We start from the raw sequence: 19,496 nt of genomic DNA, 5'->3' as shown, positions 1-19,496 counted from the left end.
ATGATTCAGATTCAAGCATTAGATCATGTATTTAAAATTGGTAAAAAGGGCAGGGAAAATGAAATTCCTGTGCTGAAAGGGATTGACCTGTCCATCAAAAGAGGCGATATTGCTTGTATTGTTGGACGAAGTGGTTCGGGAAAATCGACTTTATTGAACTTAATATCAGGCTATATTACGCCAACGAGCGGAAAAATTGTCATTGATGGCACCGATGTGACCGGCTTTAATGAAAAAGAATGGGCAGACTTTCGCTTAGATCACTTTGGCTTTATCTTTCAAAGCTTTCAGTTGATCGGGAGCTTAACAACGTATGAGAATGTTGAACTTCCGCTCACTTTAAAAGGGGTGAAGCCGTCTGAACGAAAAGTGAAAGTAAAAGAAATGCTGAAACGAGTAGGACTTGAACATCACGCAGGACATTACCCAAATGAGCTGTCAGGCGGACAGCAGCAGCGTGTGAGTATTGCAAGAGCCTTGATTTTAAATCCATCTATTATTTTAGCGGATGAACCAACAGGTAGTCTGGATTCAGAAACTGAAGGAGAAATTTTAGCCTTTATCCAGCAGCTCAATCGCGAAAAAGGAATTACATTTGTCATCATTACACATGACGATGAAGTCGCTTCAATCGCAGACACAACGTTCCAGCTTCACGACGGTGTATTAAAGAAAGGGGAACAATCCATTGAAATTTAGAGATCAGGTCAAATTCATTAGAAGAAATATGAAGAAAAATAGATTGCGTGTGTTTATGACCATTCTTGCGACGACAATGGCATGCTCTTTCTTAATCGTTCTAGCGTCTGTCGGTTTTGGTTTGCAAAAATCAGCTCAAGATGAAATTATGAAACAGCAAATCATCACTGAAATTAAAGTGTTAGGAAAAGAAAAAGGAGACGTTAAGATTGATGATTTAAAGAAATATGATCATGTGAAATCTGTCGTCTCAAGAACGGCAATCAATCCATCGGTTAACGTCGAGCTCGATAACCGTTCAAGTGAAACGCAGGCTGCTTTGACTGATATGAAAGAAGAAAAAGAAGCAGGGCTTGAACTAGACCGAGGAAAAGTCCCAACATCAGCGAACGAAATTGTGGTTGGATATCATATGGCGCAGCAACTGTGGACAAAAAAAGAACGCGAAGCCTATGAAAAAGAATTAAACCAGACGTCAAATGGGGAAGAAACACCGAAGGAGCCAAAAGGCTACACGAAGGATATTTTAAATAAAGTGATTCAAATCAAAGTGCCAAAACTAAATGAAGAAGGGGAAGTCGTTAAAGAAAAAACATTTGATTTCCGTGTAGTAGGTGTTTTGAAAAAGCCGAATTTGGAGTGGCAGGAGGATCATAAAATTCTGATTCCGAATGCTTATGAAAAAGAATTTGGTCAAATACTCGACCTGTCTCCTGAAGCAGGAAATGTCGAGAAAATGACTTCTGTTTATGCAGATAAATTCGACAATGTCGGTACGCTCACGAATAAACTGACAGATGAGGGCTATCAAGTCATCTCTGTGACGAACCAGCTTGAAGGAATGGATATGTTCTTTACGGTCTTCAAAATTGGACTCATTTTTGTCGGATGTATTGCAGTCATTATTTCTGCCATCGGAATTTTCAATACGATGACCATGGCGGTAACAGAGCGAACACAAGAGATTGGGATTATGAAAGCCATTGGCGCAAATCCATCCATTATCAAGCGGATGTTCCTAATGGAAAGTGCTTATATTGGAGTCATCGGATCAATCATCGGTATTATCATCTCATATTTGATTAGTTTCGCCGTTAATTTAATCATCCCAGCCATTTTGTCGTCCATGTCTGAGGGAGGATCAAGCGATCAATTCTCGATTACTTTTTCCTATATTCCACTCAGCCTTGTGATTACAGCGACAGTGATCAGCGCAGGGGTAGCGATCATTTCAGGGCTTAACCCGGCACGTAAGGCAACAAAAACGAATGTATTAGCAGCTTTAAGAAGAGAAATCTAAAAAAGAACCTCCTGTAAACCCGATTGGGCGCTCAGGAGGTTCTTTTTTATCTTAATTAAACATCGCTATTGCTTAGGTGCCCTGTATCCGGCACGCTCTGCTTCTTCTACTGAGCAGAACATTTTGGTTACATTCTTTGTTCTAGAGTAGTATCTGCTGCTTGGTGTGTGGTAAATACCGTTGACACTCCCTTTAATGTTACAGGCAGCCGATTCTTTTTTTGTTTCCTTTTGTGATTCATGACCGCCTGTGCTTTTTCCTTCATCTTTAGGTGCGGAGCGCTGGACGGTGGAAGACTTCGTATCGCTGCTGCTATTCTTGATTTCTTGTTTGAGTGTTTCATTGCTGGAGGTGAGCTTGTCTATTTTCTCTTCAAGCGATTGAATGGTCTTCTCTTGCTGTTTGACCGTTTCTTTTTCTGAGGTGATGGTTTCTAGCTTTTTTTCCAGCTTTTCTTTTTCCTTCTCCGCATCTTCTAAAGAGGAGGTAAGCGACTCTTTATCAGCTTTTAAGCGCGAAATGTCAGATGAGAGTTCCTTTTGATCCTTTAACAGCTGTTCGGAAGATGGATCGGCTTGTGCCTTTGGCGCATTTCCAGCAGTAAGAGGTAATGACATAATGGAAAAGAAGAGACCAATGATCAAAAAAGGATAAAAAAGTTTCTTTGAAAAAATCAGCTCGTTCTTGCGTTTGAGTAAGAAGAAATTGACAGCATATCCGATGGCAAAACAAACACATAAAAGACCTATGATGAGTAACATCATATTTAGCAGCCCCCCTAAATTGCTATTTACACCTATCATACCTCATTTTTCCATTTTGGGGAGCGGTTCAATTAAAAAAACCCTGTTTACACAGGGTTTTCAGCTAATGGTAATCCTTTTATGGCTTCTTTTACTGTCAAATAAGTGATCGTATTCTGGAAATCTGTATCCAGGTCTTTCATTTTCAGCGCAAGCTGCGGCTTGATCCCAGTGATGATCAGTTCGGTTCCAGTTAGATTGAGAAGATGATGCAGTTTGAAAATGCGTGCTGCGACGGAATCATCGACATCGATTAAACCAGAAAGGTCGACAATTAAATAATCATCCTTTGAATCATCTAATATACAGGTTAACTTAGCGACAATGGCATCAAAGCGTTCTTCAGATAATTTTCCGATAAGCGGAAGAGCAGATACACCATTTTTGATTGGGACGATTGGCGTCGAAAGAGAGGTGACTTCCTGTAAGGAATCTTCTAGGAGCTGTTCATATTCTTTCTGTTTCGTAATATCCTTTTGAAAACCAATGAAAAATGTTTTGTCATCTTGTTCAATGTATAGAGGATCTATATTGAGTTCATTCCAAAAAAAAGTGCCGTCTTTTTTATAATTTTTTAGCTGTGTGGTAATAGGTGTTTTGTTTTGAATTCCATGACGAATTAAAGCAAGCTGCTTTTGATCCGTGTCTTTTCCTTGAAGGAATCGACAATTACGACCAAGAATCTCATCTGGTTTGTATCCAGTCATTTGTGTAAAGCCGTGATTCACATAAACGATAGGGTTATCCTCTAAGGAAGGGTCTGTAATGACAACACCGATCCGCGCATGATCCAGCGCTTTTTTGATGAGTTCAAGCTGTTTTTGAAAGCCGAAAATGTTCGAGCTGACCATATTACCCTCCTTTGCTGCTATAAGACATATCAAATGGTTGTCTTTTCAACCAAATGAATCCTTTTAAACGTAACATAACATATGTTCTGTTTCAACGATTGCAAACGCTTTGTTAAATTTGTCATCATAGTTTGTCCTCCATTAGAATAGAGTAAGTAAGGAGACTTTTCATTAGAAAAAGAAGGAATCAATTACTCATCATTCATAAAATGACAAAAATAGTTAATATGGATTAGGTGAAAATGATTCCAATGCATCAAGATTGTTTTTAGGTCATTCACATATAATGGAAGAAACAAGCTTTTTTTCTTCGTTAGAGAGAATAGACCTTTTACATGGATTATGACGGAACAGCAGAATGGCATTACAGGGGGCTGGACAGCCTGAAGTCGCTTTACTATTCTAAGGGCTTTAGGAAGGTGATGAAAATGCTGCAACAAGTCATTATTGCTTGCGCCATTGGAGGGGTCATGGGCATTCTCGGTCACGTAAAGAAAAAAGGCAGGCTAGAGAAGCCCAGAATGACAAAAAAGTTTATTTACTTAGGGTTTATTGAAGATTGGCTCGTTGGGATGATTGCCGCTACACTGCTTGTCTTATCCTCAAATCCCGAATCTAGTCTGCACTTGATCATCTTATCCATTATTTCAGGTTACGGAGGAGAAGCAGTTCTGCGAAGCTTCGATTTTGTGAGAGAAGAACGTTCACAGGATGCAGGCTCCAACCGTCATAACCGATCTCCACACGAATAATATCCTCTACTTTACCCTAGTCTAGGGTACATTCCCATTGTATACAAACCTGCTTGCACTTATGATCATAATTCTATAAAATACTACTTAGATGACGGTTACGATAAGAACAGTGAAGAGGAGTAGTAGGAAAGCAGTATTTGTCTTTAGAGAATTGACGGCTGGTGAAAGTCAATCAAATCTGCTTCTGAACTCGCCTCAGAGTTGCAGTTGCGTTAAAGCTTCTGTCGCATGTCTGCGTTAAAGATATTAAGTGAGCGTATGAACAGCATGTTACGCTAACAAGGGTGGTACCGCGGGAACCAAAAAATCTCTCGTCCCTTTCCAGGGATGAGGGTTTTTTGTTGATTTTAGAAAAATCTGAATTCTTGCAGTGGTCATCTAAGCAGATAAAGCCGTACATATTAAAGGAGGTTTTCACATTGAGTTTTCAGCATCGGGAAATTGAAAAGAAGTGGCAGGATTATTGGCTGACACATAAAACATTCGCCACATCTGACTCGGAAGATAAACCGAAGTTTTATGCACTTGATATGTTTCCATATCCATCAGGAGCAGGGCTTCATGTCGGGCACCCTGAGGGCTATACAGCAACGGATATTCTATCACGCATGAAACGTATGCAGGGATATGATGTTCTTCATCCAATGGGATGGGACGCATTTGGTCTCCCGGCAGAACAGTATGCACTTGATACAGGAAATGACCCGGCGGCCTTTACAGAAGAGAACATCAATAACTTCCGCCGCCAAATTCAATCACTAGGGTTCTCGTATGATTGGGATCGAGAAATCAACACAACAGATCCGAATTACTATAAATGGACACAATGGATTTTCTTAAAATTGTACGAAAAAGGATTGGCCTATATCGATGAAGTACCAGTGAACTGGTGCCCAGCGCTTGGCACAGTGCTTGCAAATGAAGAAGTCATTGATGGAAAAAGTGAACGCGGAGGCCATCCTGTTGAAAGACGTCCTATGAAGCAGTGGATGCTAAAGATTACAGCATATGCGGACAGGCTGTTAGAAGATTTAGAGGACATTGATTGGCCTGAAAGCATCAAAGATATGCAGCGTAACTGGATCGGACGCTCTGAAGGTGCGCACGTTCATTTTGAAGTAGAAGGACATGACGAACAGTTTACGGTTTTCACAACGCGTCCTGATACACTATTTGGCGCTACATATGCAGTACTTGCACCAGAGCATGCACTTGTTGAAAAAATTACATCAGATGCTCAAAAAGAAGCTGTCAAAGCGTATATCAAAGAGATTCAATCAAAGAGTGACTTAGAGCGGACAGATCTTGCTAAAACGAAGACAGGTATTTTCACAGGAGCGTATGCCATCAATCCTTTAAATGGTGAAAAGATGCCGATCTGGATTGCCGATTACGTGCTGGCGACTTATGGAACTGGAGCCATTATGGCGGTTCCTGCCCATGATGAACGTGACTATGAATTCGCCAAAACCTTTGATCTTCCAATTAAAGAAGTTGTAGAAGGCGGAGACATTGAAAAAGAAGCCTACACAGGTGATGGAAAGCACATTAACTCTGATTTCCTAAATGGCTTAGGAAAAGAAGAAGCGATTGAAAAAGCGATTGCATGGCTTGAAGAACATCAAAAAGGTGAAAAGAAAGTCACATATCGTTTAAGAGACTGGCTGTTCAGCCGTCAGCGCTACTGGGGTGAGCCGATTCCAATCATTCATTGGGAGGACGGAACATCTTCAGCTGTTTCAGAAGAAGAGCTTCCACTGATCTTGCCTAAGACGACAGAGATTAAGCCAAGTGGTACAGGTGAATCACCGTTAGCCAATATTAAAGACTGGGTTGAGGTTGTAGATCCTGTTACAGGTAAAAAAGGCCGCCGCGAAACGAATACAATGCCGCAATGGGCAGGCAGCTGCTGGTATTTCTTACGTTATATTGATCCTCATAACACAGAAGAGCTTGCCTCTCCTGAAAAGCTGAAGAAATGGCTTCCAGTTGATGTGTATATCGGCGGAGCAGAACATGCTGTACTGCATCTTCTATATGCACGCTTCTGGCATAAGTTCTTGTATGATATCGGTGTTGTTCCAACAAAAGAACCTTTCATGAAATTGTTCAACCAAGGTATGATTCTTGGGGAAAACAATGAAAAAATGAGTAAATCAAAAGGAAATGTGGTCAACCCAGATGATATCGTAGAATCTCATGGTGCGGATACATTACGACTTTATGAAATGTTCATGGGACCTTTAGATGCATCAATTGCTTGGTCTGAAACAGGACTTGATGGCGCTCGTCGTTTCCTTGATCGTGTATGGCGTCTCTTTACAAATGAAGATGGTTCACTCAGTGATAAAGTGACAGAGCAATCTGGCGGCGCATTAGAACGCAGCTATCATGAAACAGTTATGAAGGTAACGGATCATTATGAAGGCTTGCGTTTCAATACAGGAATTTCACAATTAATGGTGTTTATCAACGATGCCTATAAGGCGGATACACTGCCGAAAGAATATGCAGAAGGTTTTGTAAAGCTTCTTTCTCCAATTGCACCGCATTTAGCAGAAGAGCTTTGGAATAAACTTGGTCATGAAGGATCTATTTCTTATGAAGCATGGCCTCAATATGATGAGTCAAAGCTTGTCGACGATGAAGTAGAAATTGTTGTACAGCTTAACGGTAAAGTAAAAGCAAAATTAACCGTTCCTGCTGATGCAACAAGGGAGCAGTTAGAAGAGCTTGCGAAAAATGATGCACGTGTAAAAGAACAGCTTGAAGGGAAAACCATTCGTAAAGTGATTGCAGTTCCTGGGAAGCTTGTCAATATTGTTGCGAACTAATGATGACACCCATCGGTATGAACCGGTGGGTGTTCTTTATTTCCCGGGACATAATTTTGTCGAAAACAAGGTGATTCCCGCATCGGTCTCGTATTTTAACAGGTGATCAAGAAAATGAGGAGTGACGTCAATGGAAAAGGAAAGCAAACGTGAACAACTGCTCAGTCTGTTAGGAGAAATGCCAGAACGTCATCGCGTGGAGGCTTATACGTTAAAAATGGAAGAACGTGAATCATATGTAGTGGAAACTCTCATTCTCTCTATGAATGGTGTAGAGGAAGTCCCTGCTTATTTTGTGAAACCGAAGGATACGGTGAAAAAAAGACCCGTTGTGCTGTTCCAGCATTCACATGGCGGGAATTACGTGAATGGCAAGGAAGAGCTGTTAAAAGGTGCTCATTATTTGCAAACGCCTTCATATGCAAAAGAGTTTACGTCTAAAGGATATAGTGTACTGGCCATTGATCATGCAGGGTTTGGTGAGAGAAGAGGGAGAACAGAAAGTGAAATTTTTAAGGAAATGCTTTTAACAGGAAAAGTGATGTGGGGCATGATGCTGTATGAAAGTATGTGTGCGATTGATTATTTGCTGTCTCGATCTGATGTGCTGGCGGACAGGTTAGCTGTCTTTGGGATGTCAATGGGCGGTCTTCTTTCCTGGTGGACGGCTGCACTTGATGAGAGGGTCAGTGTGTGTATTGATCTTTGTGCACAGGTGGACCATCATACATTAATTGAAACGAACAATTTGGACAGACATGGCTATTATTACTATGTACCGAGCTTGGCGAAGCATTTTACAGCAGCGGACATTCAAGAAATGATTTTTCCGAGACCGCATTTAAGCTTAGTTGGAAAACTTGATCAGCTCACGCCTGCTGAAGGCGTTGGAAGGATTCAAAAGGTATTGAATCAAACCTATCAAGCTGCTTCATTGAAAGAACGTTATCAGCTTACCCGTCTTCATGCAGGTCATTTTGAAACAGCCGCTATGCGTCACGAGGCGACACGATTTTTGAAAAAGTGGCTGTAATCAAGAAACGCTTGGACATACTACGTCAAAAGAAAGGAGGAGACAGATGAAAAAAATCACCATCATTGGCGGATGCGGTGTGATTGGACGTCTTTTAACAAAAGCGCTCTCTGCTGAGTACAGCGTCACGATTATTGATTTAACAAGCTGTGTAGAAGGAGTCATTTTAGCCGATGCAGCGAATGAACAGAATGTATATGAGGCAATTCCGCGGGATACAGATGTCATCTTGCATCTTCTAAACATGGACATGACGCATGATGTGATGGATCATGAAGAATTTGCAAAAATGACTGATATTTTTTGGAGGAGTACCTATTATATGTTTCGTTCAGCCGCGCGGCTTGGCATACGAAAAGTCATTTTTGCAAGCAGCAACCATGTGACGGATCGTTATGAAGAGGATGGACGCTCCTTACTTGGACGGCAGATTACAACTGACGATGTGCCTGCGACTAAAAATGTCTATGGCATTTTAAAGTTTGCTTCCGAACAGCTGGGACGTTTGTTTCACGATCAATCGGGAATGTCTGTCATCAATTTAAGAATTGGAACAGTTGTAACAGATGAGATGAAGGCATTGCACAAAAAGCAAAGAACAAAAAGAACTCTGCTGTCACACGAGGATCTTACAGGTATGATAAAGGCAGCGGTTGAATCAGATATTCCCTTTGGGACCTATTATGCAGTATCAGAGAATGAAGAAAAGCCGTGGTCTACTGAGAAAACGAAGCTGGAGTTAGGCTATGAACCAGATGTCAATACGACGGAAATCCTCGAAGAAAATGATCGAGTATAAGGCATAATCATGTCATGAGCTAATGATCTTATTCTTTTGTTTCATGAGCATAAAAGCACGGCTGACATGATCTATCCAGTTGGTCTGTCAAAATGATTATAGACGCTTTCTTCCCCCGTTTGTTACATTTTAATCACGATATCGTCACAGGCTGCAGCTTACTTTCAGATGAAATGATAACGCTTTCAAAGAAAGGGCGTGATGAACATAGATCGTTCTATTAAAGGCCGATTGTTCAATTTATTTAATTACTCTTTTCTACTCATGTTCGCATTAATATGTGTGCTTCCGTTCATCCATGTCATTGCCGCCTCTTTTGCAACAGTAGAAGAGGTCATCACGAAGAAATTTATCTTGTTCCCGACGACGTTTTCTCTAGAGGCATATCGATACATTTTCTCTACAGATATTGTGTATCGCAGCCTCATTGTGTCCATTCTTGTGACGCTCGTTGGAACAGCTGTCAGCATGTTTTTGTCCTCGCTTATGGCATATGGGCTGTCTCGTCAGGAGCTAAAAGGCCGAAGAACACTGATGTTTCTCGTTGTTTTCACGATGCTGTTTAGCGGAGGTATGATTCCGACGTTTATTGTGGTGAAAACACTTGGTCTGCTTGATACGTATTGGTCACTTATTCTCCCGGTTGCAATCAATGCGTTCAACTTAATCATTTTGAAAAACTTCTTTCAAAACATACCGGCGAGCCTTGAGGAATCAGCGAAGATGGACGGCTGTAACGATTTAGGGATTTTCTTTAAAATTGTGCTCCCACTTTCTTTGCCAGCCATTGCTACTATTTCACTTTTTTATGCCGTGACGTATTGGAATACGTATATGACTGCCATTCTGTATTTAAATGATTCAGTGAAGTGGCCGATTCAAGTGCTGCTGAGACAGATTGTCATTGTCTCAAGCGGAATGCAGGGAGATATGTCGGATATGGGCTCATCCACCCCACCGCCAGACCAGACGATTAAAATGGCTGTAATTGTTGTGGCAACCATTCCGGTTCTGCTTGTCTATCCATTTATTCAAAAGCATTTCAACAAAGGGGCATTACTAGGTTCTGTAAAGGGTTAAAAAGATGGAACAACGGAGGGATCTTATGGGGAGAAAGAAATTATGGCTGATTGCGTTTGTTCTGTTATTTGCAGCAAGCGGTATTCTGTCAGCATGTTCAAGTAAAGGGGCAAACTCATCAGATGAGAAGGTTGATCTAGACAAAAAGGTAAAGCTGACATGGATGGCGATTTTATATCATCAGCAGCCGCCGAAGGATTCCGTTTTAAAAGAGATTGAGAAGCTCACAAATACAGAGCTTGATATTACATGGGTACCTGATGCTGTGAAGGAAGATCGTTTAAATTCCGCACTTGCAGCAGGGAATTTGCCGCAAATTGTGACGATTCAAGACATTAAAAATTCGTCTGCGATTAATGCGTTCAGATCTGGCATGTTCTGGGAAGTCGGTCCGTATTTAAAGGATTATCCAAATTTAAGTAAGATGAACGAACTGATTAATAAAAACGCTTCTATAGACGGCAAGCTTTATGGCATCTATAGAGAAAGACCACTTTCAAGACAAGGGATTGTCATTCGAAAGGATTGGCTTGAAAATTTAAATTTGGATACTCCAAAAACATTGGATGATCTGTATGAAGTAGCCAAAGCCTTTACGGAAAAAGACCCGAATCAAAACGGAAAAGCCGATACAATTGGTTTTACGGATCGGAACGATTTAATTTATGGCGCATTTAAAACACTTGGTTCATATGAAGGAATGCCAACAGACTGGAAAGAAGAGAACGGGAAATTCACGCCGGACTTTATGACAGATGAGTACATGAATACAATGAAATACATGAAAAAGCTGCGCGATAATGGCTATATCAACAAAGACTTCCCAGTGACAAGCAAAACACAGCAGCAGGAATTATTCTCACAAGGAAAAGCAGGTATCTATGTTGGAAATATGGTAGATGCCGTGAACCTGAGAGATGATGCGACAGATAAAAACATGAAAGTAGATATTATCAACCGAATCAAAGGCCCAGATGGCAAAGAACGTGTGTGGGCATCAGGGGGGCATAATGGCATCTTCGCATTCCCTAAAACAAGCGTGAAATCAGAGGCGGAATTAAAGCGGATTTTGGCCTTCTTTGACCGTATTGCCGAAGAAGATGTATATGGTCTCATGACGTACGGTATAGATGGCAAGCATTATAAGAAAGAAGAAGGAAATACATTTGTCAGGGAAGAAAGCCAAGTGAAAGGCTGGCAGACAGATGTACAGCCGCTTGTCAGTCTTGTAGGAATTGATAAACGTTACTTAAAAAATAAAGGGGATGCAGTTCGTTCTAAATATGAAGAGCTAGAAGAAGACAATCAAAACATCATCGTTGCCAATCCTGCTGAAAGCCTGTATTCAGAAACAGCATCAGAGCGTGGAAACGAATTGAAGAAAATCATCGATGATGCGACGTATAAGTTCATCCTTGGTGACATCAGTGAAGATCAATTTCAGAAGGATGTAGAGAAGTGGAAATCCAATGGTGGGAATAAAATCATAGAAGAATATGAAGCTTCCTTTAAAAAATCAAAATGACCAATAGGAACACCCCCGCAAAGTAAAAAAGCGGGGGTGTTTTCATTAAAAGTCGAAGTTATCTGGATCTGGACCGATACGTTTGTTTTCATTTAAGTCAGAAAGACGTTTCATATCTTCATCAGATAAGACAAAATCAAATATATCAGCGTTTTCCTTTAAACGATGTGCTTTCGTTGATTTTGGGATGGTGATGACACCTTTTTGTACATCCCAGCGCAAAATAATTTGAGCAGGTGTTTTACCGTATGTGTCTGCGAGCTCTGTGATCAGCGGGTGATGCAGTAGTTCACCCTGCATCAGCGGTGACCAAGCTTCCATTTGAATGCCATGAGAGTTCAAATACGTAGAGAGTGTTTCCTGCGTTAGCTTTGGATGAAATTCTACTTGGTTGATCGCTGGTTTGATGTCTGCATCTTTTAATAGCTCGTCTAGGTGATGCGGCTGGAAGTTGCTCACTCCGATGGCTCTGACCTTTCCTTCACGATACAAGGTTTCCAGTGCACGCCAAGCTTCTTTGTATTTTCCTTCAACCGGCCAATGGATTAAATACAGATCAAGGTAGTCAAGCTGAAGCTTTTTTAAGCTTTCTTCGTATGCATTTAGAGTAGATTCATATCCTAAATCGGCATTCCACACTTTTGAGGTGACAAAGATGTCCTCACGGCGCAGTCCTGTTTCTGCTAAACCAAGCTGTATGCCTCGTCCAACACCTTCTTCATTTCCGTAAATAGCCGCTGTATCAATACTGCGATAGCCTAATTGAATGGCTGTTTTGACAGCATCAACTAATTCAGCTCCATCTTCCACCTTGAATACACCAAGGCCAAAGCCTGGCATGAGGACCCCATTGTTTAATGTTTTTGTACTTTGTAAATGTTCCATCATAAAAACTCCTTTAAATGGTTTGTGTTTGTTCTTTTTGTTCCTTTTGATAACTGATCATCGTAAGAATGGCTGCGATGAGGACCATGATGCCGCCGACCCAGCCTGTATGCACAAGACCAAGTGTATCTGTCACGATGCCTCCTAAAAATGAGCCAATGGCAATACCGGCATTAAAGGCAGCGATATTCATGGCAGATGCGACGTCGACCGCTCCAGGTGTGTATCTTTCTGCAAAATCAACGACGGCTACTTGCAGCCCAGGCACATTCATGAAAGCAAACAGCCCCATCAGCATGACAGTTCCAATGCCTAACACTGTGCATCCTGCAGTGAAGCTAAGGATAAACAAGATGATGCTTTGGATAATAAACATATAGATCAGTGCTTTCATTGGCTGTTCATTAGCAGCTTTTCCGCCAATGACATTTCCGGCTGCGATCGTGATTCCGTATAAAAGCAGGATCAAGGCCACAGCCCCAGGCGCAAGCCCTGTCACATGCTGCAAGAGAGGAGATAGATACGTGAAGACGACAAAGGTTCCTCCATACCCTGTGGCTGTAATGACAAATAAAAGCAAAATTCTTTTTGTTTTTAATAGGACAGCTTGATCTTTAAAAGATGTTTTCACACCCTGCTTTAATTGAGACGGCACAAGAAAATAGTTGGATATCAGTGCGATCAGACCAATGATCACAATCACACCAAATGATGTCCGCCAGCCGAACTCGTGACCAAGAAATGTCCCGAATGGCACACCTGTCACAGTCGCTACTGTTAAACCAGTGAACATAAAGGCAATCGCGCTTGCCCGTTTTTCTTTCACGACAAGGCTTGCAGCAATCGTAGAACCGATGGACATGAAGATTCCATGGGACAAGGCTGAAATCACCCGGCCGATTAACAGCACTGAAAAAGTCGGGGCAATGGTGGCAAGTGTATTACCAATCAAAAAGACGAGCATAATGAGCAAAAGCAATGTCTTTCTTTTCATCGTGGAAGTAAGAGAAGTCAATATAGGCGCGCCAAATGTCACACCAAGTGCATATAAAGAGACAGTCCAGCCCGCCTGACTGACGCTCACTCCAAAGTCCTCTGAGATCATTGGCAAAAGACCGACACTAATGAACTCAGTTGTTCCTATAGCAAAAGCACTAATCGCTAGTGCGAGAAGAGCAAAATGGTTTTGCTTTTTTTTCATAAGTAAGTTCACATCCTTCTGTGATGACATTTTGATAGACGAAGCCGATCGGCAAGAGTTATTATCTAACATAGATGACGAAAAAAAAAGTACGTACTTTTTTGTAATATAGGTACTAAAAAGTGCCTGTTCGTACAAAGAGGAGTGAACATTCGATGGAAAAGAAAAAATATAATATCTCTGTGGAAGCAACGCTTGAGGTCATAGGCGGGAAGTGGAAGTGTGTGATTTTATGTCATTTGACACACGGGAAAAAACGGACGAGCGAATTGAAGCGGCTCATGCCAAACATCACACAAAAAATGCTGACGCAGCAGCTGAGAGAGCTTGAAAGTGATGGGGTCATTAATCGGATTGTCTATGAACAGGTGCCGCCTAAAGTGGAATATGAATTAAGTGAATACGGACAGTCGCTCGAAAGAATTCTCAATGCGCTATGCGATTGGGGAGCAGCTCATATTGAACGTGTGTATGGAGAGCCGCTTTCCGTGCTGGAAGACAGCATCTTAAATGAACAGTTTAAATAAAAGAGTCCCGCTTTCTTGTGAGAGCGGGACTCTTTGTCTTACATGCCTTTTTTCTGGTCGCGGTATTTCCCAGGAGTAGTACCTTCCAGCTTTTTAAAGGACCGGATGAAATTTTGCGGGTTTTTATATTTCAGTTTTTCCGAAATTTCTTTGACGGACATATCGGTTTCTACTAGCCAGTTTTTAGCGACATGGTGTCTGTAGGAAGAGAGATATTCACTAAAGGAGATATCCATTTCCTTTCTGAAAATGCTGCTTAAATAATTGGGATTGTAATGCAGGCGTGTGGCGATTTCATCCAATGTGAGATCTGAGTCGAATTCTTGATGAATAATATGAATGATTTTTTCTGAGATGTTTTTGTATTGTGAGTCTTCACGTGCAGCAAGCTGGTCAATAATTGGCCGGATGATTTCATGTTTCAGCCATGCTTCTGTATCTTCAAAGGTTTTAAATTCAAAAATCGTATCATAGAGCATTTTGTTATCTTCAACCTCAAATAATTCAATGCCCAGCAAATGCATCAGCTCAATTAAATTGTTTAAAAAACGAGCGAGGGCGATATGGTATTCGTGCGGTCCTGCATTTTTAGAAAAAATGGATTGCAGGAGCACATGTAAATAGTGATCCGCCTTACCTTGATCGCCAGCTTTCATCGCATCAAATAAATCATGTTGCAGCTGCTTTGGAAAATGGGTTTTGAACGTCTTTCCTTGCTGAATATGCTCATATAAGATAATGGACTTTTTCTCTGCTTTGAGTCTGTATTTTAAGGCTTCTTTTCCTTCAATGTAAGCATGTTTTGCCATCGTGAGCTCCTTAAACTGGCGGCTGATTCCGATGCTGATTGATAAACCAAGCTCTTCTTCGATACGCTGCTGAATGGTTTCTGCTAATTGGTTTAAATATTCAGTAAACTCTTCATTTGACTTTGAGTGGTTGAGGATAATCGTTGTTTGATGCTGATTGACTACGGTTGGCTGAAGGTGCTCCTCTTGCGGAATAATCTGCTCGATCAGTCCATTGATCGCAAATAAAAGCAAGTCAGCATCTTTTTTTTCATAAGGTGTTCCTTTTAATGTATCGATTTGGGTCACAAGCATGGACAAATGAGACCAGCCCTGAGGAAAGCCTAAGCTTTGGAACCGGTTGTTAACTTCTTCATCTGTCAGCTTTCCAAGCAGCAGCCGTACCATAAAGTATTGCTGTAAGTGTGTCACTTGCTGCTCAATCCGTTCCTCTAAATCATTGTTTTGATCTTTCATTTGTTTAATACTCGATTCAATCAACTCAAATTCATTTCGAAAAGGCTGTTTTTGCAAAAATGATTCATTGCGTGCAAATGACTCGTATAATAAGCGGATTGGTTTATAAAAGTGTCTAGAACCGAACCATGAAAATAGTAATGAAAGCGCTAACAAAATAGTGCAGATAATAAAGGTAATCCACCCGATTGATTTCGTTTGCTGCTTAAGTTCTGGAATAGAAACAAAGGATAGGTACGTCCATTCATTATAATCAGATTTTTGAAATGTGATTTGATAGTTGAGTTCGTCGATCTTCATATCAAATTGGCCTGATCGTTTTTCAAGTGAGAGCACATGTTTGACGATATCTTGATGTTTCAGCGATTCACCAATTTGTTCTTTGCGATTATGTAGCAGCACTTTTCCGTTTGTATCGATCACAAACATACTATCCGATTGAGAGAAGTCAGGCATGTTATCAGCAATGACGCAGCTTGGAATGCTGGCGACAGCGATTCCCTTTTTTTGAACGCTGTTCATAGGCAGTTGTTTGATTAAATTCACATTGTACTTGCAAAAGGATGCTTTTCCTTCTTTTGTCGCAACAAGTGGATTATTCTCTTCAAGTGCCCAGCTGGAGTGACTTGGTATATTGAGGTAAGAGGTCAGCGCTTTTTCTTGGTCTTCGCTTGTGACATGATAAAGCCCCGAATTGTTCATGTACCAGTCTTCCATTTTACTGACGAGTGTAATATTGGAAAGATCGGTGTCAAAGGTTTGCAGGTAGTTCAGTTCCTGCTGTACTTGATTATAAAGCTGGAATTGGTCTGGATTTAAAGGTTCTGCCAGTGTTTGAAGGAGAGGCGGCGAACTGACATAGTGAGTGAGAGAATGATCAACAGTTTTTAAAATATGCTCAATATTGGATTGCGTTTGTTTGACGCTGTCGAGCTTTTCATTTGAGATATTTTCAAGTGCTGTTTTTTGCGAATGCTGATAAGAAAAAATGCCGACAATGATAACAGGAATTGTACTAAGTATGAAAAAAAACGTCACTAGCTTGTAATAAAATTTGTACTGCCTTCTTTTCATAAAACCCCCCATTTCAAACAAAACAATCTTTTCCCCTTAATTTATTAATCCAAAAATCTGGTAGGTTTGTCAATAATCATTTTCTGAGATTAGGATCATTTTCTTATGTTTTATGTAACGTTTTGAGTAGCATCACCTATGAAAATATGATCTGTTGATATGATTGTAGACGGATTTTTCATCCTTAAGATACAGTTAACACATGCATGAGCATGAGGGGAGGCTTTATTAATGAAAACAGAGGATGTCACTGCCAAGGGTGTGCCTGCGGCAGCTTTGAAAAGTGAAAAAAGAAAGCGCTTACTTAATCAATTGCTAAGTCAAAAATTTTTGTATTTAATGATTTTGCCGGGGCTCATTTATTTTATTGTTTTTAAATATGTGCCAATGTGGGGGCTCATCATTGCCTTTCAAGATTACCAGCCGTTTCTCGGCATTCTTGGCAGTGAGTGGGTTGGCTTCAAACACTTTATTCGATTGTTTACAGAACCAACATTTTTCATCTTATTAAAAAATACACTGATTTTATTTGCCATGAATGTCGTGATTTTCTTTCCAATTCCGATCTTATTAGCCCTTCTTTTAAATGAAGTGAGATTGGCATTGTTTAAGAAATTTGTACAGACGATGATTTATATCCCTCACTTCATGTCATGGGTGATTGTCGTGTCCTTATCTTTTGTTTTGTTAACAGTAGATGGCGGGTTAATGAATGAATTGATTGCTTTCTTTGGAGGAGAAAAGATTAACTTCCTTCTTAGTCAGGAATGGTTTAGACCGATGTACATTTTACAGGTAATCTGGCGGGAAGCAGGATGGTCAACAATCATTTACCTTGCGGCGATTACAGCGGTAGATCCGCAGCTATATGAAGCAGCAAAAATGGATGGGGCCGGGAGACTGAGACAAATGTGGCACATCACACTTCCTGCCATTAAAAGTGTCATTGTGGTTCTGCTTATTTTAAAAATCGGTGATACGCTTGAGCTTGGCTTTGAGCATGTCTATCTATTACTGAACGCAACGAACCGGGAAGTAGCAGAGATTTTTGATACGTACGTTTATACAGCAGGTCTTAAGCAAGGACAATTCAGCTATAGTACCGCTGTTGGTTTATTTAAAGCAGCCGTTGGACTTATTTTGGTCATGCTGGCAAACCGTTTAGCGAAGAAATTCGGGGAAGAAGGTATTTATTAAAAAGGGAGATGAGGAAGAATGACTTTATCGATTGAAAAGGGATCACCGCTTGAGCATGCAGAGAAATTAGCACAAACCATTATGAAAGCGTATTCACCGATTGAGCTGCCACCAGCTGGAAGATGGCATTATCATCAAGGGGTTTTCCTTTGCGGCGTCATGAAGCTATATGAGGCAACAGGGAACGAGGCGTATTTCGATTATGTGAAAAACTATGCGGACTCACTCATTGATGAGTACGGAAATCTGTTATTTCGCAGGGATGAGCTTGATGCCATTCAAGCAGGACTCATTTTATTCCCTCTTTACGAACGAACGAGAGAGAATCGGTATGTGCTGGCAGCCGAGAAGCTGCGCGGACTTTATCGTACGCTAAATCGCACGTCTGAGGGCGGATTTTGGCATAAAGACAATTATGCTTATCAAATGTGGCTCGATGGTCTCTACATGGGCGGTCCTTTTGCCTTAAAGTATGCTCAGCTTAAAGGTGAAGAGTCACTAGTGGATATGGTTATCCATCAAGAGCATCTCATGAGAAAGCATACGAAAGATGAACAAACAGGTCTGTATTATCACGCGTGGGATGAACGAAAAACGATGCCATGGGCTGATCAAAAGACCGGCTGTTCCCCAGAATTTTGGGCAAGATCGTTTGGCTGGTATGTCCTTGCATTAGCAGATATGATCGAGGATCTGCCCGAGCATCATGAAAGGCGGAAGGTGTGGAAGGAAACGCTGACAGACATGCTGGAAAGTGTGGCAAAGTACCAGGATCAAAAGACAGGTCTCTGGCATCAAATCATTGATAAAGGAAATCACAGTGACAATTGGCTTGAAAGCTCGGGATCGTGTTTATTCATGTATGCCATGGCAAAGGCCATGAATGAAGGGTATGTGAGCCTCCGTTATGTTGATCATGTGGTCAAAGCATATCAAGGCTTGATTCAGCATAAGACGGCTGAGAAAGAAAATGGTGATTTTACCATCAACGATATTTGTATTGGAACATCTGCGGGATTTTATGATTATTACGTTGGAAGAGAGCGGAGCACAAATGACTTGCACGGGGCAGGCGCTTTTATTATGGCGTTAACTGAGCTAGAAAAGCTGTCTGTTTTTCAAAAGGCATGAGGAGGCAAAAAAGAGCCGCCGTATGGCTCATCAGCTTCATCGCTGCTCTTTGTTTATCTGCCTGTCAGGAGAAAACAAACGGGATCGATGTTTTGATTTTTTCTGATATGTCAAAGGGAATGAAGGATCAATTAGTAGAGAAGGCTTTTCAGCCGAAACAAGAGACTTATAGCGTCCACATCTTTCCGGCGATTCCTGAAAAGCTTCTTGTTGAAATTACCTCAAAAGAGGGGGACGTGATGCTTGTCCCAGAAGAAATGTTTAGAACGTATGATGATCCTGAAAGTTTTCAGCTGCTGGAAGAGATGAAAATAAGTGATCAAGCAGCAGGATCATATACGGTCGAGGACAAAAAGACAGGGGAAACTGTTGATTATGCGGTTCAAATCAATAAAGGAACGAAAAAGCTCAACGGCTATACCTTTCAATTACACCGAGATATGGTTGCTTTCATTCCCGTGTATGCTGACAAGTCGAAAGAGGCACTGTCTCTCATAAAACAGCTTCGTGAAAACCAATAGAAAATGGGGTGGGGAA

The 19,496-nt window shown here is 41.1% G+C and carries 17 protein-coding genes and 1 other annotated feature; of the genes, 12 read left to right on the top strand and 5 right to left on the bottom strand.

Going from position 1 to position 19,496, the window contains the following annotated elements; genetic code table 11:
• Together H7F25_RS12455 and H7F25_RS12450 are read left to right on the top strand one after the other, a co-directional pair.
• Positions 1-699 (top strand): ABC transporter ATP-binding protein, encoded by a 699-nt coding sequence (locus H7F25_RS12455; RefSeq protein WP_044332340.1) that lies wholly within the window; start codon positions 1-3, stop codon positions 697-699.
• Positions 689-1,999, top strand: a complete 1,311-nt coding sequence (locus H7F25_RS12450; RefSeq protein WP_024424896.1) for an ABC transporter permease — start codon at positions 689-691, stop codon at positions 1,997-1,999. Before H7F25_RS12455 ends, H7F25_RS12450 begins: the two co-directional genes overlap by 11 nt.
• Before the next feature lie 65 nt (positions 2,000-2,064).
• On the opposite strand, the gene H7F25_RS12445 is transcribed toward H7F25_RS12450, so the two are convergent.
• On the bottom strand, positions 2,065-2,763 hold the full coding sequence (locus tag H7F25_RS12445) for a sunset domain-containing protein (RefSeq protein WP_044332343.1): 699 nt from the start codon (positions 2,761-2,763) through the stop codon (positions 2,065-2,067).
• 86 nt (positions 2,764-2,849) lie between these two features.
• Entirely contained in the window at positions 2,850-3,653 is an 804-nt protein-coding gene (locus H7F25_RS12440; RefSeq protein WP_024424894.1) for a YtvA family blue-light photoreceptor, read from the bottom strand.
• A 422-nt stretch (positions 3,654-4,075) separates the two neighbouring features.
• Between H7F25_RS12440 and H7F25_RS12435 the strand changes: the two genes are divergently transcribed.
• The 6 genes from H7F25_RS12435 to H7F25_RS12410 all read left to right on the top strand — a co-directional run bounded on the left by H7F25_RS12435 (position 4,076) and on the right by H7F25_RS12410 (position 11,679).
• A complete protein-coding gene (locus tag H7F25_RS12435) occupies positions 4,076-4,405 on the top strand; it encodes a DUF4257 domain-containing protein (RefSeq protein WP_008343006.1) in 330 nt (109 codons plus the stop codon).
• Positions 4,406-4,508: 103 nt separating this feature from the next.
• Positions 4,509-4,730 (top strand) — a binding site (T-box leader).
• A gap of 97 nt (positions 4,731-4,827) precedes the next feature.
• Positions 4,828-7,242: a leucine--tRNA ligase gene (gene leuS, locus H7F25_RS12430; RefSeq protein ID WP_024424893.1), complete on the top strand. Its 2,415-nt coding sequence runs from the start codon at positions 4,828-4,830 to the stop codon at positions 7,240-7,242.
• Positions 7,243-7,372: 130 nt separating this feature from the next.
• A complete protein-coding gene (locus H7F25_RS12425; protein ID WP_122631850.1) occupies positions 7,373-8,275 on the top strand; it encodes an alpha/beta hydrolase family protein in 903 nt (300 codons plus the stop codon).
• 46 nt (positions 8,276-8,321) lie between these two features.
• On the top strand, positions 8,322-9,074 hold the full coding sequence (locus tag H7F25_RS12420) for an NAD-dependent epimerase/dehydratase family protein (RefSeq protein WP_185853784.1): 753 nt from the start codon (positions 8,322-8,324) through the stop codon (positions 9,072-9,074).
• 219 nt (positions 9,075-9,293) lie between these two features.
• Entirely contained in the window at positions 9,294-10,154 is an 861-nt protein-coding gene (locus tag H7F25_RS12415) for a carbohydrate ABC transporter permease (protein WP_087976618.1), read from the top strand.
• Between the two features lie 25 nt (positions 10,155-10,179).
• The gene (locus tag H7F25_RS12410) at positions 10,180-11,679 is read left to right on the top strand and encodes an extracellular solute-binding protein (RefSeq protein ID WP_073207075.1); all 1,500 of its coding nucleotides are present in this window, start codon (positions 10,180-10,182) and stop codon (positions 11,677-11,679) included.
• A 45-nt stretch (positions 11,680-11,724) separates the two neighbouring features.
• Here H7F25_RS12410 and H7F25_RS12405 read toward each other — a convergent pair whose 3' ends face one another.
• Both H7F25_RS12405 and H7F25_RS12400 read right to left on the bottom strand, forming a co-directional pair.
• On the bottom strand, positions 11,725-12,567 hold the full coding sequence (locus H7F25_RS12405) for an aldo/keto reductase (RefSeq protein ID WP_034279459.1): 843 nt from the start codon (positions 12,565-12,567) through the stop codon (positions 11,725-11,727).
• A 10-nt stretch (positions 12,568-12,577) separates the two neighbouring features.
• Positions 12,578-13,765 carry an MFS transporter gene (locus H7F25_RS12400; RefSeq protein ID WP_345734160.1) on the bottom strand — a complete coding sequence of 396 codons (1,188 nt, stop codon included), beginning with the start codon at positions 13,763-13,765 and terminating at the stop codon, positions 12,578-12,580.
• Between the two features lie 155 nt (positions 13,766-13,920).
• On the opposite strand from H7F25_RS12400, the gene H7F25_RS12395 reads away from it, so the two are divergent.
• A complete protein-coding gene (locus tag H7F25_RS12395; protein WP_003217763.1) occupies positions 13,921-14,292 on the top strand; it encodes a winged helix-turn-helix transcriptional regulator in 372 nt (123 codons plus the stop codon).
• A 38-nt stretch (positions 14,293-14,330) separates the two neighbouring features.
• On the opposite strand, the gene H7F25_RS12390 is transcribed toward H7F25_RS12395, so the two are convergent.
• Positions 14,331-16,631, bottom strand: a complete 2,301-nt coding sequence (locus tag H7F25_RS12390; protein WP_103132380.1) for a helix-turn-helix domain-containing protein — start codon at positions 16,629-16,631, stop codon at positions 14,331-14,333.
• A gap of 231 nt (positions 16,632-16,862) precedes the next feature.
• Here H7F25_RS12390 and H7F25_RS12385 point away from each other — a divergent pair, with 231 nt between their 5' ends.
• The 3 genes from H7F25_RS12385 to H7F25_RS12375 are packed head-to-tail and all read left to right on the top strand — an operon-like array spanning position 16,863 to position 19,480.
• Positions 16,863-17,828, top strand: coding sequence for an ABC transporter permease (locus tag H7F25_RS12385; RefSeq protein ID WP_024424886.1), 966 nt, complete (start codon positions 16,863-16,865; stop codon positions 17,826-17,828).
• An 18-nt stretch (positions 17,829-17,846) separates the two neighbouring features.
• Positions 17,847-18,959 carry a glycoside hydrolase family 88/105 protein gene (locus H7F25_RS12380; RefSeq protein ID WP_185853783.1) on the top strand — a complete coding sequence of 371 codons (1,113 nt, stop codon included), beginning with the start codon at positions 17,847-17,849 and terminating at the stop codon, positions 18,957-18,959.
• On the top strand, positions 18,956-19,480 hold the full coding sequence (locus tag H7F25_RS12375; RefSeq protein ID WP_044332361.1) for a hypothetical protein: 525 nt from the start codon (positions 18,956-18,958) through the stop codon (positions 19,478-19,480). Before H7F25_RS12380 ends, H7F25_RS12375 begins: the two co-directional genes overlap by 4 nt.
• Positions 19,481-19,496: the final 16 nt, after the last annotated feature.

Source organism: Bacillus sp. PAMC28571, assembly GCF_014250435.1.
In the GTDB taxonomy this organism is placed as follows: Bacteria; Bacillota; Bacilli; order Bacillales; family Bacillaceae; genus Bacillus; species Bacillus safensis.
Note: the sequence above shows the minus strand (reverse complement) of the source record. Positions and strands in the feature narration are given on the sequence as shown.

Bases quoted from the DNA above. Each gene is read 5' to 3' on its own strand.
- H7F25_RS12425 (WP_122631850.1), top strand. From the start codon at position 7,373: ATGGAAAAGGAAAGCAAACGTGAACAACTGCTCAGTCTGTTAGGAGAA.
- H7F25_RS12395 (WP_003217763.1), top strand. From the start codon at position 13,921: ATGGAAAAGAAAAAATATAATATCTCTGTGGAAGCAACGCTTGAGGTC.
- H7F25_RS12445 (WP_044332343.1), bottom strand. From the start codon at position 2,763: ATGATGTTACTCATCATAGGTCTTTTATGTGTTTGTTTTGCCATCGGA.
- H7F25_RS12420 (WP_185853784.1), top strand. From the start codon at position 8,322: ATGAAAAAAATCACCATCATTGGCGGATGCGGTGTGATTGGACGTCTT.
- H7F25_RS12405 (WP_034279459.1), bottom strand. From the start codon at position 12,567: ATGATGGAACATTTACAAAGTACAAAAACATTAAACAATGGGGTCCTC.
- H7F25_RS12435 (WP_008343006.1), top strand. From the start codon at position 4,076: ATGAAAATGCTGCAACAAGTCATTATTGCTTGCGCCATTGGAGGGGTC.
- H7F25_RS12380 (WP_185853783.1), top strand. From the start codon at position 17,847: ATGACTTTATCGATTGAAAAGGGATCACCGCTTGAGCATGCAGAGAAA.
- H7F25_RS12375 (WP_044332361.1), top strand. From the start codon at position 18,956: ATGAGGAGGCAAAAAAGAGCCGCCGTATGGCTCATCAGCTTCATCGCT.
- H7F25_RS12400 (WP_345734160.1), bottom strand. From the start codon at position 13,765: ATGAAAAAAAAGCAAAACCATTTTGCTCTTCTCGCACTAGCGATTAGT.
- H7F25_RS12440 (WP_024424894.1), bottom strand. From the start codon at position 3,653: ATGGTCAGCTCGAACATTTTCGGCTTTCAAAAACAGCTTGAACTCATC.
- H7F25_RS12410 (WP_073207075.1), top strand. From the start codon at position 10,180: ATGGGGAGAAAGAAATTATGGCTGATTGCGTTTGTTCTGTTATTTGCA.
- H7F25_RS12385 (WP_024424886.1), top strand. From the start codon at position 16,863: ATGAAAACAGAGGATGTCACTGCCAAGGGTGTGCCTGCGGCAGCTTTG.
- H7F25_RS12390 (WP_103132380.1), bottom strand. From the start codon at position 16,631: ATGAAAAGAAGGCAGTACAAATTTTATTACAAGCTAGTGACGTTTTTT.
- H7F25_RS12455 (WP_044332340.1), top strand. From the start codon at position 1: ATGATTCAGATTCAAGCATTAGATCATGTATTTAAAATTGGTAAAAAG.